The following is a 26,728-nucleotide window of genomic DNA, read 5'->3' on the forward strand; positions in this document are numbered from 1 at the left end:
AAAACGCCTTTCTACATTGAATATCGCAAAGTCGAAGAAACAGTGTGAACTATAGAGTTTTCAATTGCCTCCTTCGTAGGTTCCTGCCCAATTCCTGGCAAATCGGGAACTTTATATCTACCATGAACAGGCTGATAGTCATAAATGCAACTCTCGCGACTCTCTTTCCCGAGGGCACGTTGGTGATGTTCGTGGATCAAGAAGTTAGGAATAGCTGCCTCTAACTGCAAAGCTGCTGCCTTTGAAATTGGACTTCCACAAACATGTGCCTGAACATTACAATCATAAACTTGGCCCATTTCTGCTATCTTTTTAGCTTCTGAAATTCCACCGCATGTGCAAAGATCAGGCTGTAAAACTTTGAGAGAGTGATTCTCGAAGAAATTGCGGTATCCAAAACGAGTATAAATTCGCTCCCCTGAAGCAAGCGGAATAGAAGTGTTTTCTGCAACGATCTGCATCATGTCTGAATTCAAAGGATGCACAGGTTCTTCCATATAGAAAATCCGAAGAGGCTCGAGAGCATGTGCAAGTTGAATTGCAGAAGTTGTGTCGGTGTTTGAATGAAGCTCAATGATGATATCAATGTCATCACCGCCAGCCTCTCTCATTGCAGCAACACGATTGACCACCTCATTTAGAACCTGATTTGTGAGAGGCCCCCTGCGATTCCATTCAATGCCTGTCTTTGGGACTGCGAAAGGATCAACCTTTAAAGCATCGTAGCCATCCTCTATAATCGCGGTCGTGACTTCAGCATATTGCTTGACGTCAGAAAGTCGACCCACAGGATATTTATCACCCCAGCCATATTGCAACTGTGAGGCATAAACCCTCAAATCGTCATTTTGTTTCCCGCCCAATAACTCATAGACAGGAACGTTCAAGGCTTTACCTTTTATGTCATAAAGAGCAACATCAATGGCGCTCATTGCTGCGCTTACGACGGTTCCACCGCCCATTCCCCAAAAAGTCTCGCGAAATAACTTGTTCCAAATCATGTCAGACTTAAAAGGATCGAGCCCAATAACCACTTCTGCAAAATCGCAAACCATTCCAAATCCGCCGCGCCAACCTTTTCCATAGGCTAGACCAACTTCGCCATAACCAGAAATGCCTTCATCTGTGTTAACCCGAACAATGACAGGACTCCAGGCTCCACGAGTTGCACCAGCATTCCCGCTTTTAATTTGCATCACATCTACACTTGTAATTTTCATAAAAGTTAAAGCCTCCAAATGAAAGTTAAATACAAAAACAGAGGGCCGCATTTGCGACCCTCGTTTAAAAAACCATTAATCAATGGTCCAACGCAGCATTCGCTTCTTAATAGTTTCAAAGATTTGCATAACGACAATCAAAACAACCACCATGAAAATAAAACCAGCCCATGTGTTAGCAAAGATTCCAAGGTCAGCATATTTCTTTACGAAGTAGCCCATGCCTTCGCCCGCGCCGTACATTTCTGCAAAAACGAGCATCAGAAATGAACTTCTGAGGGAGTTTACGAAACCAGCTAAAATTGCAGGACTTGCAGCAGGAAGAATTACCTTAAAAAACCGCTTTACTCCCCTAATTTCAAGAGTTCGGGCTTTGTCTAAATAGCGCTTGTCAATCGTCATAATTCCAGTAATTGTTGCAAAGAGAGTTGCCCAAACAATGTTGTAGACAATCAAAATGACTGACGCTACAAAAATTGAAGGGGCGAGCATAAGAACAAAAGGGGAAAGCAAAATCGCTGGAATGACAGAAAATGCATAAATTACAGGATGAAGAATCTCACGAATGCGCTCGTTGAGACCCATAATTGCACCGAGAACAAGAGCAATTAACAAAGCAAAGAAAATTGAAGGCACGAGCAGTTTGAAACTTGCAAACATATTGGGGATAAACTGGTCTTTATTATCCATGAACGCTTTCCAAACCATATCGCTCGATGGGAAAAGATAGGCGTTAACCAGTTTGTTGTTAGCCAATACACAATATAAAACAACCAACCCAACAAAAATTAAGGCGGTTGGCCAATACTTTTTGCATAGGCCACTAAATTTCTTCATCATTGCTCCTTGAAATTAATAATTAAAGTGCGTAATTAAAATTAAGCGTTGTGTTTTTGATAGAACTCTTCCATCTTCTTGTAGAAGGCCTCATCATCTTTGCCATATTTTGACTTGCAGTCATCAAGAGCACTCTTGTAAAGTTCGCAGTTGATGTGGTCGTCAATGTTGATTCCGTTGCCTTCTTTAAGATAGCCAGTTTTTCCGAGAATATCCCAAGCTCGTTCAACACCGTCTTTAAGAGGATCCACATTAACGCGGTAATGTTCGTCGAGCATATATGCTGCAACATAGTCTTCATCGGCTCCGATTGCCTTCGCAAGGAGTTTAACTGACTCATCTTTGTTCGCTTCATACCACTGTTGAGCGCGAATAAGAGCTCGGTTGATAGCTTTGATAGTGTTTGGATTGTCTTTGACCCATTGTGAATTAGCAACCATGCGGCAACATGAATAATCAGCCATGATGTCACTTTGATAGGCAACAATGTCAATCTCGCCATCAGCAGCCATTTTCTTTGCTGTCTGAGTTTGTCCAGTACCAAGAAGTGCATATGCCACATCACCACGCACAACAGCAGCTAGAGCATCATTGTAGTCTTTAAAGATTTGCCAATCGCAAACTTCAAGTGGCTTGTCATATCCCTTTTCCATCAATGCGCCAGTAAATGCGAAGTAGCTTGGGTTAACCGCAACCTTCTTGCCAACAAAAGACTCAATGCCGTTCCACTCAGCTCCTTTTTGCCCTACAACTGGCATGCAACCAGTCAGCATGTGACCACCAAAAACGGTAATGTCCACACCATTTGAAATTTGCTGCAATGGATTTGAGGTGCCAGCGTTAGACACTACATCTGTCTTGCCAGAAGAAAGAAGACCCATAGCATCGAGAACAGCGGTAGCTTCAACTTTCTCGATGGTGATTCCTTCTTCTTTAAAATAACCTTTGTCTTCTGCGATAACCACAAGCACATTGCCGCTTGTGCCATAATTCCAGCGTACGGTAGATTGCTCTACAGCTCCGCTTGAGTCAGATGATTTCGAAGAATCGCCACTCGAACATCCAACCATGCCTGTTGTTGCGACCGCCAAACCAGCGGCACCAACAATCTTGAAGAAATCCCTTCTCGAATAAACCATTAATCTCCCTTCCTTTCCTATAAAAGATTAACTATCGACCCTATCAACAACGTCTTTGTTGATTTGTCTAATGAGTTCTCCACGAAGTGTTGCAACTTCAGGATTGTCATATTGATGCTCACGCGAAACGCAGAAGTCATCAGCAACTTTCACATCGAAAATAATGCTCGATGGGCGTTGGCCCAAAACGATAATCCTGTTAGCCAAAAGCAAAGCTTCATCAACATCATGCGTAACAAAGAAAACAGTTTTTCTTGGTTCTTGGCCTCTCCAGAGTTGCAGTACAAGATCTTGGAGTTTCGCTCTTGTAACAGCATCAAGGGCACCAAAAGGCTCGTCCATCAAAAAGATTGGTGGGTCAATCGCAAATGCCTGCGCGATGGCACATCTCTGTTTCATTCCTCCAGAAAGTTCCTTTGGAAGTTTCTTAAACACATCAGCATCAAGACCAACATTTTTGAGCATTTCATAGGCAAGCTTTTCACGATCTTCCTTGCTCATTTCTGGGAAACGTTGCTTGATTGCAAGCGTGATGTTCTCGCCTGCTGTAATCCAGGGGAACAAACCATAATCCTGAAAAACAACACCTCTATCAAGCGAAGCATCTTTTACAATCTCTCCATCAATGCTAATCTCGCCCGAAGTTGCATTCTCAAGGCCAGCCAGCAATCGAAGCAGAGTCGATTTACCACAACCAGACTGACCCAAAATGCAGACAAACTCGCCAGGCTCAAATGAAGCATTAATGTTCTCTAGAATTAACCTGTCAGTTCCTGGATAAGAAAATACGAGGTCTTTAATTACAATCTTGTCGTTGTCTGCCATTTACCTAACCTTTCCTAATTAAAGCATCAGCAATGCGCTGCCCAGCGAGTTTAATATTTTCGCTGCTGGTAGCAAGATTTATTCGAATAAATGTATTAGAGTTTTGCCCGCCAAACCAAGAACCAAAGTCAGGGGCGATTTCGCAGTCATTAATCACAAAATCAACAAGTTCTTCAGAAGAAACATATGCACCTAAATCAAGCCATGTCAAATAGGTCCCCTGCAAATCAGCAAACCAAACTTTCGGGCACCTAGACTGAATGGTCTCTTTCAAAAGCTTGTAATTGTCTTGGATGATGTCGTTAACTTCACTCAACCAATTCTCACCGCCATTAAAAGCAGCTGTGCATGCAATGTATCCAAAAGGGTTACCTGTATTGATGCGCAGCTCTTTTGTGTGTGCCAAATAACGCTCTCTTTAATTTTCGTCTGGAATCACAATGAAAGAATTTTGACAGCCTGCAACGTTGAATGTTTTGGATGGAGCTGAAATGGTAACTAAAATATCGTTAAAATCACCCACAGTTGCAGCGGGAACGTGGACATAATCCTTCGCTAGTATGTCTTGATGAATCTCATCCGACAAAACAATGACACCGTGCTTTTTGCAAATATTTAACAGCTTCGTTATTTCATCTTTTGTCCAAACTCGACCGCAAGGGTTGTGAGGAGAACAGAAAATAAAGCCCTTCACATTGTTGTCAATTACCTTTTGTTCAAAATCGTTGAGATCAATTCTGTAGCTTGTGTCTGTGCGAACTAATTCACTTTCCACTAGTGTGCGCGCATTATTTACAACAGCTTCGCTAAACGGATAATAAACTGGAGTTTGAATGATTACAGCATCGCCAGGCGCAGTAAAAGACTGCAACAGCCAATTGAAACCCGCAACTACACCAGGCGAAAAGCATATCCACTCGCGCTCGATGTTATAACCATGATGCTCTTTTTCCCACTTTATGATTGCATCGAAATAGTCATCTGGAACAGAGTAGTACCCATAAACACCCTGCGCACAATATTCACCAAGAGCATCGATGACACACTGTGGAGCTTGAAAATCCATATCTGCAATCCAAAGAGGCAAAGGCTCATTGTCAAACGAAAATCGCTCTCGCAAATTGTCCCACTTGCGCGAATTCGTTCCCTTCCTTGGAACATACACAATCTCAGATGGCATTAAAATGCATCCCCCAACCCAAAAAAATAGATGATTTAAAACGCAGATAAACACGCGAAAAGCACAGAACAACTTAAATTGCAGAACCACAATATATCACTTAAACTGACTACTTTCAAATAATCTCGTTATTGTTATTGAGATTTAAAAAACAAGACGAAAGCAAAGAATGAGAAGTCAAGCAATTAAGAAACATAACTAGCGAATTTAAGCTATGAGAAAATATGAATATGGACAGGATGATTCTTCACATAGACCTAAATTGTTGCTACGGGCAAATTGAATGTGAAGAACACCCAGAACTTCGCGATAAACCTGTGGTTGTCGCCGGCAAAGAAGAACTTCGCCATGGAATCGTTATGGCCAAAAACCAAGTAGCGAAAGAACGAGGAATCAAAACTGCCTGCACGCTTCGCGAAGCAAGACAAATTTGTCCTGATGTGGTTGTTGTTCCACCGAACTTTGATTTATATAAACGCGTCAGTCGAGACACTAGAAAAATCTATTACAGCTATTCTGACCAGGTTGAACCCTTTGGAATTGATGAGTGCTGGGTCGATGTAACCCACACACACGAATGTTTAGGAATGACGCCTGAAGAAATCGCCTATGACGTAAACCGACGCGTAAAAGAAGAAATAGGTCTAACCACTTCTGTGGGGCTTTCGTGGAACAAAATTTTCGCAAAATTCGGAAGCGATTACAAAAAGCCAGATGCTGTGACCATAATCACACGTGACAACTACAAAGACATAGTTTGGAGGTCGAAAGTTCGCGATTTGCTCTATGTTGGTGCAGCCACCGAACGCAGGTTAAATAATGCTGGCATTTTTACAATCGAGCAGCTCGTTCATGCCTCCGACAAATTCCTAGCGAGCGAACTCGGGAAAATGGGGTTTGTCCTTCGAGATTTTGCGAACGGTAACGACACTTCTCCAGTAAAAACATTTAACCCCGACCATTGCGACGTTGACCGCGAGATTAAAAGTTATGGAAACGGAATAACATTTCCCCGCGATATCGATGATTTTTTGACAGCAAAAGCTGTGACGCACATGCTCGCTGAAAGCGTGGCGCAGCGGATGCGCGAAGATTGTGTGCGTGCAAAAACCGTGAGCGTCGCAATTAGGAGCAGTGAAGACCTAGGTTTCATTTCAAGACAAAAAAAGCTTGACATAGGAACAAACATAACAATCGAAATTTGCGACATTGCCTGGGAACTTATGCGCACCAACTGGTTTTTTCCGCAAATGCCAGCGCGTGGGCTTTATGTAACGTGCTCAAACCTAGAATCAGATGATCTGCCTATTCAGCTGACGATTGATGACCAATACAAAAATCGCGAGAAACTAGGGCACCTCGACAAGAAAATTGACAAACTTCGAAGCATGTATGGCAACAACTCAATAATGTGGGGCGCAAAAGCAAGCGATGTCGATACTTCAAATATGGACATAAAAGACGATAATACCGTGCATCCAATTTCATTTTTCCACGACTAACAAGAGTCCTAATCAAGCGATAAAGACGTAAACTTCTTTATAAATGGGAAGCTTGCTTAAAGTTTTTAAATAAATTACTAAATGCTATTTAAATAGGTGGGGTATGGTCAAGAAACAGTCATTAACTACAAGAAGTCTTTATTTTTATTGGCAAGCAACGAAAAAGCACATGGGATATTTTGTGCTTCTAATCGCTTCTACTGCAATATTTGTCGGTTGCCTCACCTATGGAAATCCCTACATCATGGGCAAGATTGTGGACCGTGTTTCACTTGGATATGTGCCACAAGATCAACTGTTTGATGTCTATGCACCCTATTTAATATCTCTCGTGCTCATAAATTTGCTTGGCCAAGCGGGATCAAAACTGCAAGATTATGCAACCTACAAGCTAAACATTTTGGTGACCTATGACCTGTCAATCACTTGTTTTGATTGCCTCTGCAACCAATCGGTCGCTTTCCATTCATCAAACTATGGTGGCGCACTCGTATCGGCAACATCGAAATTTTTAAACGCCTATCAAGAGCTGATTCGAAACATAAATTATCCGTTCATGCCAATTTTAATGAGTGTAATTTGTACTTGCGCATTGCTAGCGCCACTAATCCCGCAATATGTCGCTATCTTGTTAGTGATTCTCTGCCTGTATGCCTTCACTTCCTACAAAATGTACAAGAGAATTCTGCATCTAAATGAAAAAGCATCGGTTGCACAAAACTCTCTGTCAGGAGAACTTAGTGATGCAGTAACAAACATATTGGCAGTCAAAACCTGCGGAAGAGAAGATTACGAGAAGAAAATTTTTGATGAAGCTGCAGTAAACGTTCGCAATCGCGACTCGATTCGAATGAAATCGTCTCTCATTCGCGGGATAATCACCGCTGCAATTGCACTCGTGATGATGACTGTAGTTGGAATATTCATTTGTGTAGGAAACACAATGTTTAGCATTCGCCCAGGCACGCTAATAATTATGTTTACCTACACCTATTCACTAACGCAGCAATTCAACCACCTTGCAAATGCGCTTGAACGCCAAAATAAGGCGTTCGGTGACGCATATGCGATGACGGCAGTTCTTGACGAACCACGCCTTGTTGACGACGCGCACGATGCAAAAGACATGCACGTCAATAACGGAGAAATTGAGTTTAAAAACATTGGCTTTTCATACACCGACGGAGGCTCAAAAACGACTGTCTTCAACAACTTTAATCTCAAAATCAATGCCGGAGAGAAAGTTGGGCTAGTTGGGGTTTCGGGCTCAGGAAAAACAACATTAACGAAACTTTTGCTGAGGCTCTCTGACATCCAAGTAGGCCAAATTCTAGTCGATGGCCAAAATGTTGCTGATGTGACACAGCAATCGTTGCGACGACAAATCGTATATGTTCCACAAGAACCACTGCTGTTCCACAGGACAATTGCCGAAAACATTTCATATGGACGTCCAAGTGCGACTGTTGAAGAAATCGAGCAAGCCGCACAAAATGCAAATGCATATGATTTCATCAAAAGCCTACCACAAGGTTTTAATACTCTAACTGGAGAGCGCGGCGTCAAACTGTCAGGAGGCCAGCGTCAACGCATCGCGATTGCTCGCGCTATGCTCATAAACGCGCCAATTCTGGTTCTAGACGAGGCCACGAGCGCGCTTGATTCCGAGAGCGAAGCGACGGTGCAAGACGCTCTCGCAAAGCTCATGAAAGGAAGAACCACAATTGTGGTAGCGCACAGGCTTTCAACAGTTGCTAACCTCGACAGAATCGTTGTCCTCAAACAAGGCGAAATAATTGAAGATGGCTCACATTCCGGCCTAATCAGGTTAAATGGAGAATATGCGCGACTTTGGAATCGTCAAACTCAAGTCAACGAAGAACTAAAACGCACAGCCTAAAACTATGAGTAACTTTGGAATCGTAAAAACTCGAATCTATGAAAAGCTAATGCGCACCGCCTAACAAAGCAAACTAAAAGCTACTCTCGCATGCGTTTGTTCAGTTTAAATGCTATTGCTAGCAGATTGCGGAGTTCACGATGACAGCAGCTGTTCCACCGTCTAAACAAATTAAAATCGGCTCTTCTGTTGAGACGTTTGAGAGTCCAAGAGAAGGATGTTCAGAAATCTTCGCATCGTCAGACTCCCATTTCAAGCCTCGAATAAACAAACCTTCAACGGTCGGTTCTACTTGCATTAGTGAGATTGTCGTGCCTGGCGCAACAAAATAGCCATCTTTTGTAATTTCAAGTGCTGTTTTATTTCCAGCAGAAAACTCGGCGTCAGGAGCATCAGAGACCTGTTCTCCCGTTTTTTCTGCATTGTCAGAGTTTTCTCCCTCAACGTCGTCTGCATTAACATCAGAAGATGCCACAGTTTCTGATGTTTTTGATAACGAAGCAATCATTGCATTAACTGCGAATCCGTGTTTAGCAACAATAAAATCGGGGTCATCATCAAGCTCTGCAATGCCTGTTTTGAAAGTTCCGACGATTTCAGTTTCAGACGAAGCTTCAGAATTGTCACCTGCGTTTTCGACACTGTCGCTTGTTAATCCATCTTCGCCAATGACAGACGAAAAGTCCTCCATGACGTCTGCCTCCCATGCTTTTCCGCCCTTTAGCATGAACACAGTCTCATCCATTCCTACGAAAATGACCTGCAAACCACGCCTGGCTGCGCTTCCGCCAATGCGAATGTTGGAAAGTGTGTGATCAAGACGACGCCCAAGTGCACCGAAAATGAAAACTCGATCATAGGAATAGGACAAAAGTCTTGTTATTGTGAGTTGGAGATCAGAGTCGTCCTTGTCTACTGGAAATTTGCAGCTGTGAATGCCTTTTGGTTCCCATCCAAGTGAATCAAAGTCTCCCAGAACAATGTCGGCACGACGGTCCATGTCAAGCAGATATTGATAGCCACCATCAACCGCCATAACATAGTCAAACATTCCCTTATCATCAAGCGCACGGAACGCCTTTTCGTTAAAATCACTTGAACAAACAATTACCGCAGTATTCAAAATCTTCTCCTATAAAGCCTCTAGCCGGGAGTTGTTCCCCATTTGCACATAGAACGCTTTCTCATCCTGCCACAAAAAATGAGGTTTACCCGAAATCATCACAGTGTAGCGATAGCCATAACCGCCGCATTTGAGCGAGGGAGCATAGCGTCTTTCAGTCACGCGATCTATGCGGAACCTTCGCCCCGAATCAAGAATTATCTCGAGTGGCGTAATCGTGCCCTCATCGCTGAAATGAGCGATGACTTCTACATAGCATTTTCCGTTTTGATCAACTTCTCCCATAACTGAATTATAGCCTCTAACTCGTCAGCGACTGCGAGCGTCTCGCCCTCTTTTCGTGGGAGATCAGTCTCAAACAGAAGATGTTCAGAGCCAATTTGGCGCGCAATTTCTGCCCCATTTTTTGTAGCGAGCATGCGGGGGTTCACAGAAAACAAACAGCCGTCTTTTTTGCATCGCTTTAAAGTTTCAAAATCGTCATTAAACCAGTGATAAATTACAATGCAATTTTCTAGACAGCCCGAACTTTTTAGAATTTCATGCGTCAATCCGTTCGTTTTGCAAGAATGCACAGAGATGATTCGTAAATTGTTGCAAAACGCTAACGCTGAATTTACTGAGTTAGCATCTGATAACAAAACGTCTGTTGACTGGCAGGGAAGGTTTTGGGTAGTTGCACTTTGAATAGGCGATTTATGGACTGTTTCATTCTGTGGATGTGCTTTGTTAGGAGTTGCGCTCTCAAAATTTGCTCCGTGAGCGTCTAAGTTTTGATTATGCGTGTTTTCAAAAGGTGCGCTTGCGACAGCAGAACAAACAGTTTTAAACACCTCAATCTGGCTTTCCTTCTCCCTTTCAGAAAAACGTTTAGAAAAATCAAGTCCAATTTCTCCAACAAACTGAGTTTCTTCCAAGCATTTACAAAACAAGTCAGACTTAAAATTTTGCGAGTACCACGGGTGAGCGCCAACACCAATTTTTACTTTGCTAAAACTTTTAAAATTTAAGTCTGACATGATTTTTAAATCATCTTTTGCCTGTTCAGGAGCACTGTCTTTTAAATCCAAGTCAGACTTACTTTGTAAATTTTTCCTTTGGCTCTCATGTTGCAACCAGCCACCACACAAAGCTTCACCACGGAAGTCTGACATGATTTTTAAATTTGGTGTCTCGCAAGCAAAAGCGAAATTGTTATACAAATCGTTAAGCTCGCATTCAATGGAAGCTAATCGTTCTTTTAAAAACAAAAACTCTTCGGGAGAAATTGTGTTTGCAAAAACGTGCAGATTTGATTGTTGGAGCTCTTTAAGATAGTCGGCAAGATTAGGCACCCAAGCTAGATGCATATGTGCATCGAAGCAATTTACACTTACACCTATGCCGTTTAGTACTATTTCTTTATTTTTGTGCAATTGACCTAATCACATGTGCTGCTATTGTTATCCCCATTATTGAAGGTATAAACGAAACGGATCCAAGAATCTTTTTCTCGACGTCGCGCGTGATTACCTGTTCAGGCTGAATCACTGTTTGCTCATCTGAATAACAAACAGTGAAATCGGGAATGTTTCGTTTTCGTGCTTCTTTGCGCATTATTCTACACAGGCCATCGTTGCATGTCTTTGACAAACTCGAAATTTGGATGCGAGAAGGGTCGAGCTTGTTAGCAGCTCCCATCGCAGATATATATCCAAGTCTACGCACTTGTACTGTGTTTTTCCCCGATTTCTCTGTCAGAGAAACGCAAGATTTTTCATCTATGTTTTCTTTACTAGAGACATTTTCTTTACTAACTTCTAATGGCTTGGAGAGCTGATTTCCATCAGTGCTAAAGCATTGGCACCAGACTTTGTCTCTGTCGCGAACAAAGTGTTCAGCAAGCAATAACTTGATTGAAATTGCATCAATCGCATCAATTATCCATTCTGGCTGAAAACTCTCTATAACGTCGACCGTCGCTCCAATGTTTCCTGACAAGATTAACTCGTCGAAGGTTTTAACTGTGCATTGTGGGTTCACTTCCGCAACACAGGCCTTTGCGACATCTACTTTTCTTTCCCCAATAGTTGAAAGAAATGCAAACTCCTGTCTGTTTATGTTAGTGACATCATATGCATCCCCATCGATAATTAGAACATTCCCAACGCCTGCGCGAACAAGCGACGACAAACAATAGGACCCAACTCCCCCAAGACCAAGCAAGCACACCTTGGAATTCTGAATTTTCGTGAATGCCTCTTCGCCAAAAACTCTGCGCGTCCGATCATGTGCGTCGCCACCTGTCTCAAATCCAGTCAACTTGCCTCCAAACTTGCTGCCTGCTGTCCCAAACCGATTTGCTTCACTACCATTCTCATCTTCAGCACAGAATGCAGATCATCAGGCTTTTTTGTTGTTTATCGATTTCCACTTTTATGTCTGACATGATTTTTAAATATTTTACAAAGTAAGTCTGACTTGTTTTGTAAATATATATTCAAATGAAGTCTGACACTAGTTTTTAAAACCGTTTAGACCTGACTCTTTGGAATCTTATAGTTAATTATCACTTCACTGCCATATTCAACTTTAAGAATAACGCCACTAAGTTGCGAGATTTTATGCTTTAGCGATTCGAAATCAGAATAAGAGCATGTCTCACAAAGCTCATCATATTCAATAATCTCGACTAAATTGCCGTCTTCTTTTGCATTCTCAATTGCTGTCTTGACTGCTCCGGAATAGGCACGCACAAGTCCACCTGTGCCAAGCAACGTTCCTCCAAAATATCTCGTTACAACGCACGCCACGTTTTCCAAGTTCGCATGCTGTAAAGTTTCAAGCGTCGGTTTTCCTGCGGTTTGTGATGGTTCTCCATCATCAGTGAAACGAATGCGCAAGTTTGTCCCGTCTTCAGTGCCAGAAACTATGTAGGCATAAACATTATGACGCGCTTGAGCGTGCTCCTTTTTTACAGCAGCGATGAAACCAAGCGCCTCGTTTTCGCTTTCGACATGTTTAATTTGAGCGATAAAACGAGACTTTTTGTCGACCAGCTCGCCTTTCGCTAAACCGTCAATTGTAAATTTTTTGATTGAAGCCATTTTTAAGTAAAACCAGTTTCGTTTTTAACCTTTTTGAGCGCCACACAACGCTCATGGCAGTTCATTTGCTATCTAAGAAATTATTATCAACCGAAATAACATGAAAAATAAATCAAAATACAAAAACCAGGAAAAGGTATTCTTGTAATACATTCATATCCTTGTAATACATTCACAGTCGATAAAACTGGTAAAAATCAAAAAAGAAAATCAGCTAATGCTGCAGAGAACAGCTTTAAATAACAAAACAACAAAACACTAAATGTGTGCGAAAATCACACTGCAAAAAAGCAGGAAAACTCAAAGCAAGAAAAACTAATCAAGAAAAAACAGATGGAGTTAATGAGAATCTAGTTAAATTTGTTTTGGACGTTTGGGACTGTTTCATGCGTGAGAGCAAGGCAGGCATCTTTTGCCTTGTGAATCGCAAACTCGATGTCTTCTGCGTTAGCCTTCAATGGTTTAGACAAAACCCAATCAATAACAGTTTTTCGCCCTGGAGGATGCCCAATTCCGACCTTAACATGAATGAAATTTGTGTCTCCACATTTGTTGATAATAGATTTCAAGCCATTGTGTCCGCCGGCTGAGCCGCCTTGCTTAATGCGGATTCTTCCAGGTTCGAGATCAAGGTCATCGTGAACAACAATCAAGTTTTTAACGCTGAGTTTATATTCCTTCAGAAGAGATGAAACTGGTCCGCCAGATGTGTTCATAAAAGACTGTGGTTTCGCAAGAACCACATTTGCACCTTCAGGGGTTTGTGCCTCTGCATAAAGCGCTCCGCATCCATCCTTCCAATAGTTAACACGCAAAACTTCTGCCAATGCATCGACAGTGTCAAAACCCATGTTGTGCAGAGTGTGCTCATATTCAGGGCCCGGATTCCCGAGCCCCACGATTAGCCAATCAACATTTTTCTTAAAACCAAATCCCATTTAGAAGTTTCACAAATTAAGCCTAAAATCACTAATTCGATGTCTTAAATAACACCCGTTTGGAACAAAGACATTTTAAAAACGCTAAACGCATTAAAAAACACTCGCAATCCAAAATGCAAAACCTGCTAGTGCAGCGCGTCACAAACGAATCTGATAAACACCTGAAATCGTCATATCTAAAGTGCAAAATCAGGATCAAACAATGTTGACACGCTGCCGTTGTTGTAAACATTGTTGATTGCGCGCGCAAACAAAGGAGCAACAGAAACAAGCTTTATTTTGCCAGTCTGCTTCTCGGGTGGCACAGGAATAGTGTTGCAACATACAACTTCTTTAACTGGAGCATTTTCAAGACGCTCGAATGCAGGACCCGATAACACCGGATGGGTGCAGCAAATGTAAATTTCTTTTGCGCCTTTTGCCTTCAAAGTCTCTGCTGCAGCAACGATAGTGCCCGCGGTGTCAATCATGTCATCGTTGATGATGCAGATTTTATCTTTAACATCACCAATGAGTGCCGTGATTTCTGCCTTATTGTGACCAGGGCGACCCTTGTGCATAATAGCCAAATCAGCATCCATCATGTCGCAGAATTTCTTCGCCGCTTTAGCACGTCCAACATCAGGAGAAACAATGCAAACGTCTTCTTTATCCAAACCTTTTGCCTTGAAATAATCGACAAGAATTGGAAGGCCTGTCAAGTGATCAACAGGGAAATTGAAGAAGCCCTGAATTTGATTTTGGTGAAGATCGATTGTCATAACGCGTTGAATTCCAGCCGCAGTCATGAGGTCGGCAACTAGTTTTGCAGTAATTGGTTCACGAGCAGCAGCTTTTCGATCTTGACGAGCATACCCATAATGTGTCACAACAGCGGTGACAGTCCTTGCCGAAGCACGCTTTGCGGCATCAGCCATAATCAATAGCTCCATGAGCGCGTCGTTAATGTGCGCACCTGCAACCGATTGAATCAGGAACACGTCGCAACCACGAATGCTCTCAAGATAACGAGCATAAATTTCGCCATTAGCAAATTTTTCAAGTTTGATGTTTCCGAGCTCACACCCAACATTTTTAGCAATTTCTTCCGCTAGCGCTGGATAAACCGAACCAGAGAAAAGTGCCATTGTTTTTTGCATCTCAGTCATTGTGAGTCTCCTAATCCTTGAATCTGTCTGTTTTATTTACTTGTCTTGCACGGCCAAATGCCAAAGTGTCATCCGGAACTTCTTCCGTGATAACTGAACCAGCAGCGATAACCACATTGCTTCCTACCTTAACAGGAGCAACAAGCATCGTCGATGAACCCACAAATGCGTCATTGCCAATTTCGGTTTTGTGCTTGTTCTTCCCGTCATAATTGCAGGTAATTGTGCCCGCTCCCAAGTTAACGCCAGTTCCGATTGTGGTGTCGCCAATGTATGAAAGGTGAGGAACCTTGCTACCCTCGCCAACAGTTGATTTCTTAATCTCGACGCAAGTGCCCGCCTTAGAGTTCTTACATAAATGCGCACCAGGTCGCAAGTAACAACGCGGCCCAGTGTTCGCGCCGTCATCGACAAAAGAATCAATTGCGATTGTCTCGTCCGCACGACACCCTTTTCCAACTTCGACATTTGTGAGTCGTGTGTTTGGACCAACCACTGAATCTTCTCCAATTTTTGTGTTTCCAAGAAGCATTGTGTTTGGCCAGATTTCAACATCGTTTGAAATTTCGACATCAGGACCAATGATTGTAGTCTCAGCATCCCACATAGTAACGCCTGCAAGCATGTGCTTTTTGTTAATGCGACGCTGCATAATTTTTGTTGCTTCAGAGAGCTGATAGCGTGAATTTACGCCGAGAAGTTCAGTTGTGTCCTCGGCGTGAACAGAAGTCACTTTCTTGCCCATTCTACACAAAATCTCAAGAGTGTCAGTCAAATAAAACTCACCTTGAGCGTTGTCGTTATTAACCTTTGAGAGTGCATCAAAAAGCAGTTCAACATCGAAGCAATAAAACCCAGTGTTACACTCTTTGATTTTGCGTTGCTCGTCTGTGCAGTCTTTATCTTCGACATTGCAGATAATGTCACCTTGTTCATCGCGAACAATTCGTCCATAGCCGGTCGGGTCATCGAGCTCCATAGTCAAAACCGACACAGCGGAATCTCTGACTTCCCTCGCTTCCACCAGTTTTCCCAAAGTCTCAGGAGTAATCAAAGGACAATCTGCATACGTCACAATGACAGAACCTTTAACACCCTTAAACATTTCACGGGCGGAATTAACAGCATCGCCGGTTCCAAGCCTGTTTTCTTGCACGGCAATCTCACAACCAACGCAGAGCGGCTCGATTTGCTCTCTCTCAAATCCCACGACACAAACTGTGCGATTTGCACCGGCCTGCTTAACGGAATCGATTGCATAATTAACCATCGGTTTTCCAAAAATTTCGTGAGCTACCTTGGGTTTCTTAGATTTCATTCTGGTGCCAGCGCCGGCTGCCAGAATAATTGCTGATAGAGACATGTACACCTCTTATTTCGATTTTCTTTAAATGCGCAAATGCGCACTACAAATTATTATAGTTTAAGCGCTGAGACAATTTAGAGTTAGCCATCGACAACCTGAGTTGTGCTAAAATCAACTCAAGTTTCAGGGAGTGGAGAAATTATGGGCTTACAAGAATCTGGCGAAATGTATCTCGAAACAATCCTTCGTTTACAAGAGGAGATGCGAATTGTTCGAGCAATTGACGTTGCAGAAAAAATGGATTACAGCAAGGCAAGTGTTAGCCGTGCGGTAAAAATCCTCAAAAACGATGGCTACATTGAAGTCGAGCGCACAGGAAACCTTCTTCTCACAAAAGAAGGAGAGAAGTTAGCGAAAAAAATTTATGACCGTCACACTACGCTCACTTCCTACCTGGAAAACATCGGCATTGACCCACAAACCGCGGAAGAAGATGCATGCCGCATCGAACATGTCATCAGTGACAAGTCATTTAACGTCATTAAAAAGATTGTAAAAAGCAACCAGGCAAAATAGACAAGCCGCGACCTTATAAAAAAGCTAAAGTCGCCGAGCCGAACTTTAAAACAACAACTCATAATTAACTAATCACAACTTTGAAAAGCTGATTCGAAGTTCATTTACATAGTGCAAAATCTAAATTCATCTTGACTCTCATTTGAGTTTTTGCCAGAGTTTTCCAAAAATTGGACAAGCAACAACGAGTAGTCTATAGCGATTAGGTTGGCTTTAGTGGAGATTTCTGTGCAAGGCTCACACGGCGCGGAAGTTTGATTCTACACTTGCCCGTTTTCTTAAAAGAATAAATCACGCGTTGCGTAACACCATCGCTTAGTTCCAACTCTCGCTTGTTCACGAGCTCTAATCCAAGCATGTCTAAAAGAGACATGCCCCACTCTTCCTCTTCCGCATCAATTATTGACTTCAGCGCTATAAAAGTGCCACCTTTTGCAAGCAAAGGAGCAGCAAGTTCAAGAAGAGATGGAAGAGACGACAGGGCACGCGCGGTCACTACTGCATATTGTCCTCTATGCTTTGCCGAGAAATCCTCGATTCGTTCCGCATAACCTTTGAAAGTCGCGAAGTCATCTATACGCGATTTTTGAATCGCCTCAGATACAACCCGAATTTTCTTAGCACGAGAATCGACAAGATGGGTTTCACGCCCACTTGCAGCACCGAGAACAACTCCTGGGAATCCGCCGCCGCAGCCAATGTCGCAATAATTGCCCTCTGCTGCCGCTTTCATGTCGGGCAGCGCCACAAGGGAGTCTTCCAAATGAAGCAAGCACGCTTTTTGAAAATCGCTTATTGACGTCAGGTTAATGTGCTCATTTATCAATAAAATCTCGTTTAGATAGGAAACGAGCGACTGCGCACATTTCTCGCTTGTATATCGGCACAATTCTTGAAAGTTGTTTGCAATAATTTCATCCATAAATAAAATTATATTCACTATTAAATCTCACTTTGAAAAGGCCTTGATGAAAACTTTCGCCAATATTAAATCCCGTCCGCGTCGCATCGCGGTCATAGACACCGGCTCAAACACGATTCGATTGGCGGTCTTCAACTGCGGAGCTACGAACAGCCGTGATTTTCAAGAGTTAATTGATGTAAAGAGCGTAGCTGGCCTTTCAAACTATGTTCACGACGGTTTCTTTTCGCAATCCGGAATTGAAAAGGCATCGCGAACGCTCAATCGTCACATAGAGCGCGCAGAAAATCTGGGCTGCGACACAATTTTCATTTTTGCAACAGCAGTTTTGAGAAATGCAAAGAACTCAGAAGCTGCTGTTAGGGCAATTGAGAAGCGGATTAATCACAAAATCGATTTGCTGAGCGGTTTTGATGAAGCTCGACTTGGAATGAAAGGTGCATTTCTTCAAATCCCAACCGAGGACGGAACGCTAATTGACCTAGGTGGTGGGTCTTGTGAAATCACGCGGTATGCTGAAACCACAGTTTGTTCAGAGAGTCTAAAAATTGGATGCGTTTCCACATATTCCGAATTCGTGTCAGGTCTTTTCCCCACAGCAGAAGAAATTGAAAAAATCCAAGAATCGGCAAGCTCTGCTATAAAAAAATGCCACTGCAACATTTCAAACTCAAACAACCTCTATGGCATCGGCGGAAGTGTTCGTGCGATTGCGCGTCTAACGCGAGATATGAAAAATCTGGAGAAAACTCCAAAACACATTTGGGCAACCGACGTGCAAGATGTCATAGAATTTCTGCTAAAAGATGCCAATGCATTTGCACATGTAGCGGTGCGAGCTGTGCCTGATCGTCTTCACTCTGTAGTTCCTGGGTGCCTGATTATTGGAGAGTTGATTAAGGCGGCTGGAGTTGACGAACTCGACATTCGCAAAGGAGGCCTGCGCGAAGGCTATCTTTTAAGCAAAATCTAGCACAGACTTAAATCACAGCTTCCAAACCAACATCAGATGCTCATTTCTAGAAACATCTGCTTATCCGAAGCGAAAAAACATAAAAAGATTACCTTCAGCAAACCGCATTAGATGCATGAGCATCTTGCGGTCCAACTAGGCGACAGCAGTTGCCGCATCATTTCCCCCACCATCGACAGATAGCCGCCTTCTTTTCGCCACAACCAATGCAATCGAGAAGACAGCGGCTGCAAACAGAAGAAGGATTAAGAACGACTGTCCGACGCCTGCTAGAGCAAAAGAGTCAAGCGAAGTTGTGTGTGCGAGAGTGTTAATAGCAGTCGAAAGCCAATAACCAGGTGTAAATTGCGCAAACGCTTTCATCGAATCGCTCATCAAATCGAGGCTAATCCATGCACCACCAAGGAATGACAAAACAAGTCCTAATATGTTGCCTATTGAGTTTAGCGCACCAGCATTTGCACCGAGCTGACCTAATAAATAACCACAAGCTAGCGGGAACAGAGCGAAGCAGAAAGAAAGAGCAAAAATTAGCGCACCATTCAGAGGATTAATCGAAGAAAGCGAACTGCCGAATGCAATCAAGCCAACCACAATCGTGAACAGCCAGCAAATCACCATAACCACAAAACAAGCAAGTGCAACTTGTATATTTGCAGAAATGTTTGATACAGGGCTAGCGAGATTTCTCTGACGCAAAGAAGTCCTGTTGAATGCACAAAGAACAACACCAATGCAAATCATGATTGAACATGTTAGTGTGTAGACCGACCATTCCAGATAGAATGCAAGTCGATCGATTGGTGCACCCGATGCGTCACGAACAAGCAGTTCAGTGGTAGTTTTTTCAATGTTGGCTGAATTTACTTGAGAAATTAAAGTGTCAATGTCATCGTCGGGTTTCAACTGTGCGGCTGCAGCTATCATTTTTACAAAGCTGTCAGCAGCAGAAGAAACAAGGTAGGAAGAATCAGCATCAGCTCTGCCGTCCTTTAGGATTTCAGGCGCCACAGTTCCTTCTTTCACAGAACTCAACAAATTCGATTCGAAATTCTGCGGGATAATCATCAAAAGCGTGACCTTCGTTTTTGCGACTGCGTCCTGCATCGCAAACTTGTCGTCAGCTATGTCTACTCGATTTCCAAATTGAGACAGGTGTTCGATTAAAGCATTAGACAATTCTGAATTGTCGCGGTCAATAACAGCATAATTTGACTTTTCGATTTCAAAATCACCAGCAGTCTGCTCTCCAACTGGAAGGTCAAGAGCGATAAAGACTCCCATCACAGCAAAAAGAACGCAATAAATTAGAAAGTAAATTTTGTGTTTGGAGACAATCCTGAGTGCCGATTTAAACATATTCATAACGTTGCTTCCTTACAAAAATCAAAGAGATAGCGACAAACAAAACTGAGAATGCAATGAGAATTAGAACTGTGTTCCAAAATGGCCCTAGAGTGTCATAGTAATAGAGGTTATAAAACATGTCAGTCACTACCTTTGCAGGGTTTAGCTTGGCAAGAATTGGGACAGAAGCCGAAATCTCATCGGCAAGACGCATGCTTGGTTCGCCATAAAGACCAGCAAACAACGCCAGTATTGAAGTGATGCCTGCGATGATTCCGCCTTTCGAGCCACCAGGTATCCCTGGAATAGCTCCTATAATTGCTCCAGCAGCACATGCCATCAATGACGCCACCAAAAGACCAATTGCGCAATAGATGTCTTTACCTGCAAAATCTATTCCTACGACGATACGAATAAAAGAATAGGCGATAAGCATGCACGCAAACTGAACAAGCCAACTTGCTAGAAAAATTGCCAGGAACATTTTGCCTCGTGATTGGCTTCCTACAGCACGTCGAGCTGCAACAGCACTTAAATTTGGCTGAATTGATACAACGCTCATGAGCGCAACATTAGCTCCCATGAGAGCAGCCATGCCAAGCAACGCATAATAGAAACGCACAGTCTCCTTAGGCGTGTTCTCAGTCAGAGAAAAGTCAGAAACATAGCTTGGCTGATCTAAAGCTTCTTCAATTTTGGACGGGTTTGCAAAAACCATTGGGCTGTCCTTCGCAATTTGGGTGACTAGCTCAGAATTCTGAACATAGGAGTCGCACACTTGAGAAAGAATGCTGGCATAAATTTGATGCATGTTTCCCGAAAGCTTAGAAACAGAAAGCGTTGTTAAATGAGGCTTGCCATCACTTCCAACAGACAAAAGACCCTCCACCTTTTGGTTTCTAACGAGGTCATCACCAACTTCTTTTGTTTTGACTTCAATGACGTTAATGAGATGGTCGTCGCCCTCGTCAGACAAAGAATAAACAACGTCAGAAAAGTTGCTCTCAGAATAATTCTCATCTTCAAGAACAGCAACATCAAAGGGATTGAGCTCAGTCATTTCATCAATTGAAGAAAACATAAACACAAAAAGCGTTGACAGAATTATCGGGAACGCGAGTGTCCAAATCCAAACCTCTGGGTGATAAAAAAAGCTTTGAACAGTGACTTTGAATGTTTGGAACATAATCACACCCCGTTAATCGCGAAGTTCTGTTCCGGTAATTTCGAGGAACACATCGTTTAGGGTTGGTGGCTCGGCCCAAATGCGCCCAGGCACAACATTCTTTTCACGCAGAATTTCAAGGATATCGGCGACATTGTGGCTTGAATTTTTGCAAGCGATTTGCAAAACCTGACCGTCGTAATCAACGGTGAGAATGTTGGGTTTCTGTCGTAGTAAATCACACAAACAATCGCCTGCTTCTGCCACCTCTATTCGCACACGCTCTCCAATTGAAACCATTCGTTTCAGTTCATCATTTGTTCCTTGCGCAAGCACTTTTCCGTGATCCATAATCATGATTCGCGAACAAATTTCCTCAACTTCTTCCATGTAGTGCGAAGTGTAGATGATTGTTGACCCCAAATGATTTAAATGCATAATCCCCTCAAGTATCGAATTTCTGCTTTGAGGGTCAACAGCCACAGTTGGCTCATCGAAGAAAATCAGCTCAGGTTTGTGTGCAATTCCGCATGCAATGTTTAATCGCCTCAACAAGCCTCCCGACAACTTCTTTGGACGAAACTTAACATAATCATGAAGTCCAACAAACTCGATGGCTTCATCAACAAGCTTCTTTCGCTCTCTTTTAGAATCCACATAAAGACTGCAGAAGTAATCGATGTTTTCATGAACGTTGAGCTCGTTAAACACTGCAACATTTTGGGGAACAACACCGATTCGTTTCTTAATGTCATAGCGCGAAGGCGTCATTTCTTCGCCGAATAGTTTGATCTTGCCCTTTGAAAATGTTAAGAGCTGAAGAATGCAGTTTACCGCCGTTGTTTTACCGCTTCCGTTTGGCCCAAGCAAACCAAAAATCTCGCCTCGCGAAATAGAGAGATTGAAATGGTCTAGCGCCAAAACATCGCCATAGCGTTTGACTAGATTTTCTACTTCTACAACGTTCACAATTCCTCCAGACTAAGACCCATCATGAAACTATTGTTGCAAAGTGCCACTTTTTTCGCTAGTGACAGAAGTCACGTTTTTTATGTTTAGTGGCTTACAAAAAATCATAAAAGTCTACATTAGCAACCCAGCTAAACAACTAATGCTATTAGAAAAAGTGACCGTCTTAAACGAATCGCCTGTTAACGTTTGTGCTTGCACAAAAATAATGCACAAACATTCATCTCCTACCAAATGTCCTGTTAAAAAAATGGCAGAAGGAAATGCTCTATGCTTGCAAACTTTGCTGCATTATGAAGCGCATAATGTCACTTCTGTTTATTGTTCCAACAATTTTTCCATCATCGATGACAGGCAACTTCTTCAATTTTTTGTCAGCAAGCAAGTTGCAGGCCTCTTCAAGGGTGGAAGCTAAATCAATTGAAATTGCTTTGTTTGTCGCAATTACACCAACCTCAAGACGCAAAAGTTCATTAACCTTTTCTTCCAGTGTTTGGTTGTTAGCCATTTCTAACAGTGAATAGCTAGAGGTAACTGAAGGCGACTTTTCTGCAATATATCGCATGATGTCGCCATCAGAAACAAAACCCACAACCTCGTGATTGTCATTGACAAGAGGCAATCCGCCAACTTCTTTTTTGACCATCGTCGACATGGCAGAGCGAACACTTGCATGTTCATTAATGCACCAAGGGGTTGTTTGCATAATTTGTTGTAGCAGCGAAGTGCTTTCTTCTGCTCCACACACGGGTTCGGACGCAGCACCAGACACTCTCTTCCTGGCAGCTCGTGCATAGAAAAAGCCTACACATGTGCCAACTAAGGCAAACACTGAAGCAACTGTCATAGCGAGCGAAAAACCTTCTGCAAGTGCCAGATTTGCATTTGTCGCAGCATTCACAGAAGCGTTTTGTCCAAAAGTCATGAGCCCAGTGTAGAGTGAAGGCCCAATGCATGCAGCAATTTGGACAAAAGTGTTTGTTAGAGCAACACCATATGGATTTTCCTCACGCGTTAAAGTTTTCAAGCCAGCAGTTTGCGAAGGAGAAAAAATCAAGCCTGTTCCAGCATAAACAACGATTGCGGCAAAGAACACAAGCTGAAGCGAAAGAGTAGAAGAGAAAAAAGTCAGCAACAAAAAACCTGCAGTCACGCATGCAAAACCTAAAGGAAGCAGAGGCCACTCTCCAAATCTATCGAATAGACGACCCGCAAATATTGTTGCTACACAGTTACTCAGCACTGGAATCAACAAAACAAGACCAGCAATGAACGGAATCAAGCCACACGCACCCTCAAAGTAAATTGGCAATAAAACGCTACACGAAAAAGTTCCAATCATAGCTATCGAAGTCATGAGAATTGAAGGCCAGAAGCGAATTGACTTCATTGGGTTTAAATTTATGAGAGGGTTGTCAATTTTTAGTTGTCGAATAACAAAAAGAATGCCTGTTAAAACAAATAATGCAAGTGCAGGAGCGCCAATAGTCCAATCAACCATGACTTGAGCAAGCCCAAAACTGAGCGCAAACAGCAGAAGAGCTGCAAGACCCACTGAAGCAACGTCTAGCTTCAGATAGTGATTCTCAAGATTCTTGACGCAAAAAATTGCAATAATCGCAAGGATCAAAACAACAATTGTGGGCATAGCGAAAATGTATCTCCACCCGAAAGCAGACACCACTGCGCCACAAACCACAGGAGCAAAAGCGGGGCCAAAAGTTATCATGCAGCCGCCAATTGAAAAATAGGTTCCAAGTTTGTTTTTCGGTGTCACGATTAGTATTGTGTTCATCATGAGCGGAATGAAAATTCCCGTCCCAAGGGCTTGAATGAGACGCGCAACCATGAGAACTTCAAAATTTGGCGAAAACAGCCCCAGAGCTGAACCAACAAAACTAAATAGCGCGGCAATGAAATAGAGTCTTCTCAAAGGGAATCGCTGATATAGAACTGCCATGCTCATTACAACAACAGTTGCGACAATCATGTAGCCTGTTACAAGCCACTGTGCCGTAATCGAATCTATTGAAAACTCGTTCATAATCGAGAGCAATGCCATGTTCACAAGGTTTTCATTAAACCCAGCAATAAAAGCGCTTCCATATAAAACAACTAGCATCGCAAGAGGTGCTTTTTTATCCATTTGTTTTTCCTGTTCTTTGTAAACTTTTAAGGCAAACTGGCGCATTTGTGTGGCCTTTTGGCCGATTCATAAATAGCTTCTTTGCACGCCCACCTTGTGTGACTCAACGCATTATACACAAAATCATTATTTTTTCGTAAGCTTTTATGCAACACTTCAAAGATTGAAGGTAAAACCGACTTGTAAAATAAACACATGAATCACCTGGCAAACAAATTCGCAATTCTGATTTCTTGCTGTTTGCTTTTTGGTGTCTATATCAATGTTCTAGATTCTGCCGAATTTGCAACAATACAAGCCCAGCCTGCAACATATGTTGTCATTTCCCTTTTGGTTGCGATCACTGCCACATGTTTTACAGTAATAAATAATTCATGGCTCAAGTTTTTGACCGCTTTGGCACTAACCATTGCTTCGCTTTTTCTTTTTCCGCTAAAGTTCAGCATTGCACTTTGCGTCTACATCTATCTTGAGTGCAAAGAAAACTGGCAGAAGCTAGTTGGAATTTCGCTTTGCATCGCCAGTCTTTATGATCTGAACAGCACAGGAATAGTGTTCAACATTGCACTGATGATCCTTGCATCGCTTCTTTATTACAACACTACCTGCTATATAAAAGCAAAATTTAAGATTGCAAACAACCGTGATTTGTTTGAAGAAACAAAACTTCGATACGAAAAAGAATCTCTTCATTTAGAACAATTGAGAGACATGCAAGCGCATCGCGCAACTCTCGAAGAGCGTGCACGCATAGCGCGAGACATACACGACAATGTGGGACATCTTCTGACTCGTTCAATATATCAAGTTGACGCTTTGGAAGTGATCCATCAAGATGATGTGACCTATATCGAAGATCTAAAAAATGTTGGACGCACCCTCCATGAGGCCATGGACGACATGAGGAAAAGCATTCATGCATTACACGCCGAGGCTCGTGACCTGCCAAAAGAAATTCAAGACATTACAAACAACTACCCAAGAATTACCGTCTCAACAGAATGTTTAATCGATCAAATGCCAGAAAACATTGCCGACACAATGCTCATTCTTGTCAAAGAATGCTTTCAAAATGTTATCAAGCACAGCAATGCCACTCGCGTTTCAATATCTATCGTCGAAAACCCCGGCTTTTGGCGATTCCGCTTTAAAGATAATGGCGGGTGCAATGATGTAAAAACAAAAGCCAACTTTTCAAAAAATGGGGGCTGCACAACAATAGGAAGCCAAAACCTTGAACGTCAAAGCGAAGAGTTCAGTCTTTCGAACAACCCAAGAGAGAGCACTTCATTCGAACCTGGTAAAGATACGGAACGTGAGAACGATGGGCTTGGTTTGCGCAGTATGCGAGAGCGCATTGAATCACAGGGCGGTACATTCAAAACATTTGCAGATGATGGATTTACAGTCTTTGCAACAATTCCAAAAAAGGCAGAACAGATCTAAAAATCAGTCATTCGAAAAGTAGTGACACAGAAAGCGTGACTAGAAATAAGACGCTAAAAGCAACAAAAATGAAATTAAAAATAACCAGCAACAGATAAGAATCAAGGAAATTATGGGTGACAAAATAAAAACAATCGTTGTAGACGACGATAACTTCATAGTGGAAAGTCTCAAGACAATTCTCAATGCGCAACCAGACATCGAATTTGCAGGCGGTGGCACAAGTGGGTCTGAAATCCTGAATCTATATGAAGAGTTTTCGCCCGATGTTGTGCTGACAGACATTCAAATGCCAGAGACAAATGGGCTTGAGGGAGCCGAACAATTGCTAAAAAAGCACCCAAGTGCGAAGGTTCTTTTCCTGTCAACTTTTTCCGATGAAGAATACATTGTTCACGCTCTGAAAATAGGATCATATGGCTATTTAATCAAACAAGATGTTGTATCAATAGCCCCCGCAATTCGAAGCGTAGCAGCAGGTCAGCGCGTGCTTGGAGATGAAGTTATGGGCTACATTGAGGGTCTTTTTTCAAATAAACAAGCCACAGCAAAAACTGAGGTTTCACTGGAGACACTTTCATCATGCGAAACTGTTGCTAAAGCTGATTCGCAAAATAAAGCAAATAAGTTCAGTGAAGGAAAACTTGAGGGTTTTGATCTCACTCCTCGAGAAAAAAGCATCGTAATTGAAATCGCAAAAGGTTTTGACAATTCAGAAATTGCTAAACGTCTTTATTTGAGCGAAGGCACGGTGCGCAACAACATCAGCAACATTCTGTCTAAGCTGGGCCTAAAAAACCGAACACAAATCGCCATTTTCTATTATCAGAACTAACCGGGCAGCCAGTTCAAAGCACAACCCACTAAAGCAAAAAAAACATTCGGGATTTGATGGCGGGATGTACGAGACTTGAACTCGCGACCTCCGACGTGACAGGCCGGCGCTCTAACCAACTGAGCTAACACCCCGCTTTGCG

Annotated in this window: 25 protein-coding genes and 1 tRNA gene; 6 read left to right on the top strand and 20 right to left on the bottom strand. The window is 42.6% G+C overall.

What is annotated here, in order from left to right:
* Positions 1-11: 11 nt before the first annotated feature.
* From FXZ76_RS00470 to FXZ76_RS06350, 6 genes are all read right to left on the bottom strand, one after another.
* Positions 12-1,220: a mandelate racemase/muconate lactonizing enzyme family protein gene (locus tag FXZ76_RS00470; protein ID WP_079535184.1), complete on the bottom strand. Its 1,209-nt coding sequence runs from the start codon at positions 1,218-1,220 to the stop codon at positions 12-14.
* Positions 1,221-1,295: 75 nt separating this feature from the next.
* Positions 1,296-2,060 carry an ABC transporter permease gene (locus FXZ76_RS00475; RefSeq protein WP_231961709.1) on the bottom strand — a complete coding sequence of 255 codons (765 nt, stop codon included), beginning with the start codon at positions 2,058-2,060 and terminating at the stop codon, positions 1,296-1,298.
* A 38-nt stretch (positions 2,061-2,098) separates the two neighbouring features.
* Complete coding sequence (locus FXZ76_RS00480; protein ID WP_079535186.1) at positions 2,099-3,196, bottom strand: ABC transporter substrate-binding protein; 1,098 nt, start codon at positions 3,194-3,196, stop codon at positions 2,099-2,101.
* Between the two features lie 27 nt (positions 3,197-3,223).
* Positions 3,224-4,021, bottom strand: coding sequence for an ABC transporter ATP-binding protein (locus tag FXZ76_RS00485; RefSeq protein ID WP_079535187.1), 798 nt, complete (start codon positions 4,019-4,021; stop codon positions 3,224-3,226).
* A gap of 4 nt (positions 4,022-4,025) precedes the next feature.
* Positions 4,026-4,427, bottom strand: coding sequence for a beta C-S lyase family protein (locus FXZ76_RS06345; RefSeq protein ID WP_197682074.1), 402 nt, complete (start codon positions 4,425-4,427; stop codon positions 4,026-4,028).
* A gap of 12 nt (positions 4,428-4,439) precedes the next feature.
* Complete coding sequence (locus FXZ76_RS06350; protein WP_197682075.1) at positions 4,440-5,201, bottom strand: MalY/PatB family protein; 762 nt, start codon at positions 5,199-5,201, stop codon at positions 4,440-4,442.
* 230 nt (positions 5,202-5,431) lie between these two features.
* Here FXZ76_RS06350 and FXZ76_RS00495 point away from each other — a divergent pair, with 230 nt between their 5' ends.
* Together FXZ76_RS00495 and FXZ76_RS00500 are read left to right on the top strand one after the other, a co-directional pair.
* Complete coding sequence (locus tag FXZ76_RS00495) at positions 5,432-6,703, top strand: DNA polymerase Y family protein (protein WP_079535188.1); 1,272 nt, start codon at positions 5,432-5,434, stop codon at positions 6,701-6,703.
* 103 nt (positions 6,704-6,806) lie between these two features.
* A complete protein-coding gene (locus FXZ76_RS00500) occupies positions 6,807-8,603 on the top strand; it encodes an ABC transporter ATP-binding protein (protein WP_079535189.1) in 1,797 nt (598 codons plus the stop codon).
* Positions 8,604-8,721: 118 nt separating this feature from the next.
* Here the strand turns inward: FXZ76_RS00500 and FXZ76_RS00505 are convergent, their stop codons facing one another.
* The 8 genes from FXZ76_RS00505 to glmU form a co-directional block, all read right to left on the bottom strand.
* Positions 8,722-9,726, bottom strand: coding sequence for a thiamine diphosphokinase (locus tag FXZ76_RS00505; protein WP_147571469.1), 1,005 nt, complete (start codon positions 9,724-9,726; stop codon positions 8,722-8,724).
* 9 nt (positions 9,727-9,735) lie between these two features.
* On the bottom strand, positions 9,736-10,011 hold the full coding sequence (locus FXZ76_RS00510) for a hypothetical protein (RefSeq protein WP_079535191.1): 276 nt from the start codon (positions 10,009-10,011) through the stop codon (positions 9,736-9,738).
* Positions 9,975-11,075: a TatD family hydrolase gene (locus tag FXZ76_RS00515; RefSeq protein ID WP_079535192.1), complete on the bottom strand. Its 1,101-nt coding sequence runs from the start codon at positions 11,073-11,075 to the stop codon at positions 9,975-9,977. Before FXZ76_RS00515 ends, FXZ76_RS00510 begins: the two co-directional genes overlap by 37 nt.
* 52 nt (positions 11,076-11,127) lie before the next feature.
* Positions 11,128-12,027 carry a tRNA threonylcarbamoyladenosine dehydratase gene (locus FXZ76_RS00520; RefSeq protein WP_079535193.1) on the bottom strand — a complete coding sequence of 300 codons (900 nt, stop codon included), beginning with the start codon at positions 12,025-12,027 and terminating at the stop codon, positions 11,128-11,130.
* Positions 12,028-12,239: 212 nt separating this feature from the next.
* A complete protein-coding gene (locus tag FXZ76_RS00525) occupies positions 12,240-12,812 on the bottom strand; it encodes an IMPACT family protein (RefSeq protein WP_079535194.1) in 573 nt (190 codons plus the stop codon).
* Between the two features lie 350 nt (positions 12,813-13,162).
* Positions 13,163-13,750, bottom strand: coding sequence for an aminoacyl-tRNA hydrolase (gene pth, locus FXZ76_RS00530; RefSeq protein ID WP_079535195.1), 588 nt, complete (start codon positions 13,748-13,750; stop codon positions 13,163-13,165).
* Positions 13,751-13,929: 179 nt separating this feature from the next.
* Positions 13,930-14,901: a ribose-phosphate diphosphokinase gene (locus FXZ76_RS00535; protein ID WP_079535196.1), complete on the bottom strand. Its 972-nt coding sequence runs from the start codon at positions 14,899-14,901 to the stop codon at positions 13,930-13,932.
* Between the two features lie 10 nt (positions 14,902-14,911).
* Positions 14,912-16,264 (bottom strand): bifunctional UDP-N-acetylglucosamine diphosphorylase/glucosamine-1-phosphate N-acetyltransferase GlmU, encoded by a 1,353-nt coding sequence (gene glmU / locus FXZ76_RS00540; protein ID WP_079535197.1) that lies wholly within the window; start codon positions 16,262-16,264, stop codon positions 14,912-14,914.
* A 144-nt stretch (positions 16,265-16,408) separates the two neighbouring features.
* On the opposite strand from glmU, the gene FXZ76_RS00545 reads away from it, so the two are divergent.
* Positions 16,409-16,783, top strand: a complete 375-nt coding sequence (locus tag FXZ76_RS00545) for a metal-dependent transcriptional regulator (RefSeq protein WP_079535198.1) — start codon at positions 16,409-16,411, stop codon at positions 16,781-16,783.
* A gap of 202 nt (positions 16,784-16,985) precedes the next feature.
* Here FXZ76_RS00545 and rsmG read toward each other — a convergent pair whose 3' ends face one another.
* Positions 16,986-17,705 carry a 16S rRNA (guanine(527)-N(7))-methyltransferase RsmG gene (gene rsmG, locus FXZ76_RS00550; protein ID WP_079535199.1) on the bottom strand — a complete coding sequence of 240 codons (720 nt, stop codon included), beginning with the start codon at positions 17,703-17,705 and terminating at the stop codon, positions 16,986-16,988.
* A 46-nt stretch (positions 17,706-17,751) separates the two neighbouring features.
* Between rsmG and FXZ76_RS00555 the strand changes: the two genes are divergently transcribed.
* Positions 17,752-18,678: a Ppx/GppA phosphatase family protein gene (locus FXZ76_RS00555; RefSeq protein WP_079535200.1), complete on the top strand. Its 927-nt coding sequence runs from the start codon at positions 17,752-17,754 to the stop codon at positions 18,676-18,678.
* A gap of 135 nt (positions 18,679-18,813) precedes the next feature.
* On the opposite strand, the gene FXZ76_RS00560 is transcribed toward FXZ76_RS00555, so the two are convergent.
* The 4 genes from FXZ76_RS00560 to FXZ76_RS00575 all read right to left on the bottom strand — a co-directional run bounded on the left by FXZ76_RS00560 (position 18,814) and on the right by FXZ76_RS00575 (position 24,305).
* The gene (locus FXZ76_RS00560; protein WP_079535201.1) at positions 18,814-20,043 is read right to left on the bottom strand and encodes an ABC transporter permease; all 1,230 of its coding nucleotides are present in this window, start codon (positions 20,041-20,043) and stop codon (positions 18,814-18,816) included.
* Positions 20,030-21,211, bottom strand: a complete 1,182-nt coding sequence (locus FXZ76_RS00565) for an ABC transporter permease (protein WP_079535202.1) — start codon at positions 21,209-21,211, stop codon at positions 20,030-20,032. The genes FXZ76_RS00560 and FXZ76_RS00565 overlap by 14 nt, the downstream gene beginning before the upstream one ends.
* Before the next feature lie 12 nt (positions 21,212-21,223).
* On the bottom strand, positions 21,224-22,159 hold the full coding sequence (locus FXZ76_RS00570; protein ID WP_079535203.1) for an ABC transporter ATP-binding protein: 936 nt from the start codon (positions 22,157-22,159) through the stop codon (positions 21,224-21,226).
* Positions 22,160-22,427: 268 nt separating this feature from the next.
* On the bottom strand, positions 22,428-24,305 hold the full coding sequence (locus tag FXZ76_RS00575) for an MFS transporter (RefSeq protein WP_079536815.1): 1,878 nt from the start codon (positions 24,303-24,305) through the stop codon (positions 22,428-22,430).
* A 195-nt stretch (positions 24,306-24,500) separates the two neighbouring features.
* Here FXZ76_RS00575 and FXZ76_RS00580 point away from each other — a divergent pair, with 195 nt between their 5' ends.
* A complete protein-coding gene (locus FXZ76_RS00580) occupies positions 24,501-25,751 on the top strand; it encodes a histidine kinase (RefSeq protein WP_079535204.1) in 1,251 nt (416 codons plus the stop codon).
* A gap of 112 nt (positions 25,752-25,863) precedes the next feature.
* Positions 25,864-26,586, top strand: coding sequence for a response regulator transcription factor (locus FXZ76_RS00585; protein ID WP_079535205.1), 723 nt, complete (start codon positions 25,864-25,866; stop codon positions 26,584-26,586).
* Between the two features lie 57 nt (positions 26,587-26,643).
* Here FXZ76_RS00585 and FXZ76_RS00590 read toward each other — a convergent pair.
* A tRNA-Asp gene (locus tag FXZ76_RS00590) sits at positions 26,644-26,720 on the bottom strand.
* Between the last annotated feature and the right edge of the window lie 8 nt (positions 26,721-26,728).

Origin of the sequence: Phoenicibacter congonensis, assembly GCF_902386915.1 — a bacterium.
Taxonomy (GTDB): Bacteria; Actinomycetota; Coriobacteriia; order Coriobacteriales; family Eggerthellaceae; genus Phoenicibacter; species Phoenicibacter congonensis.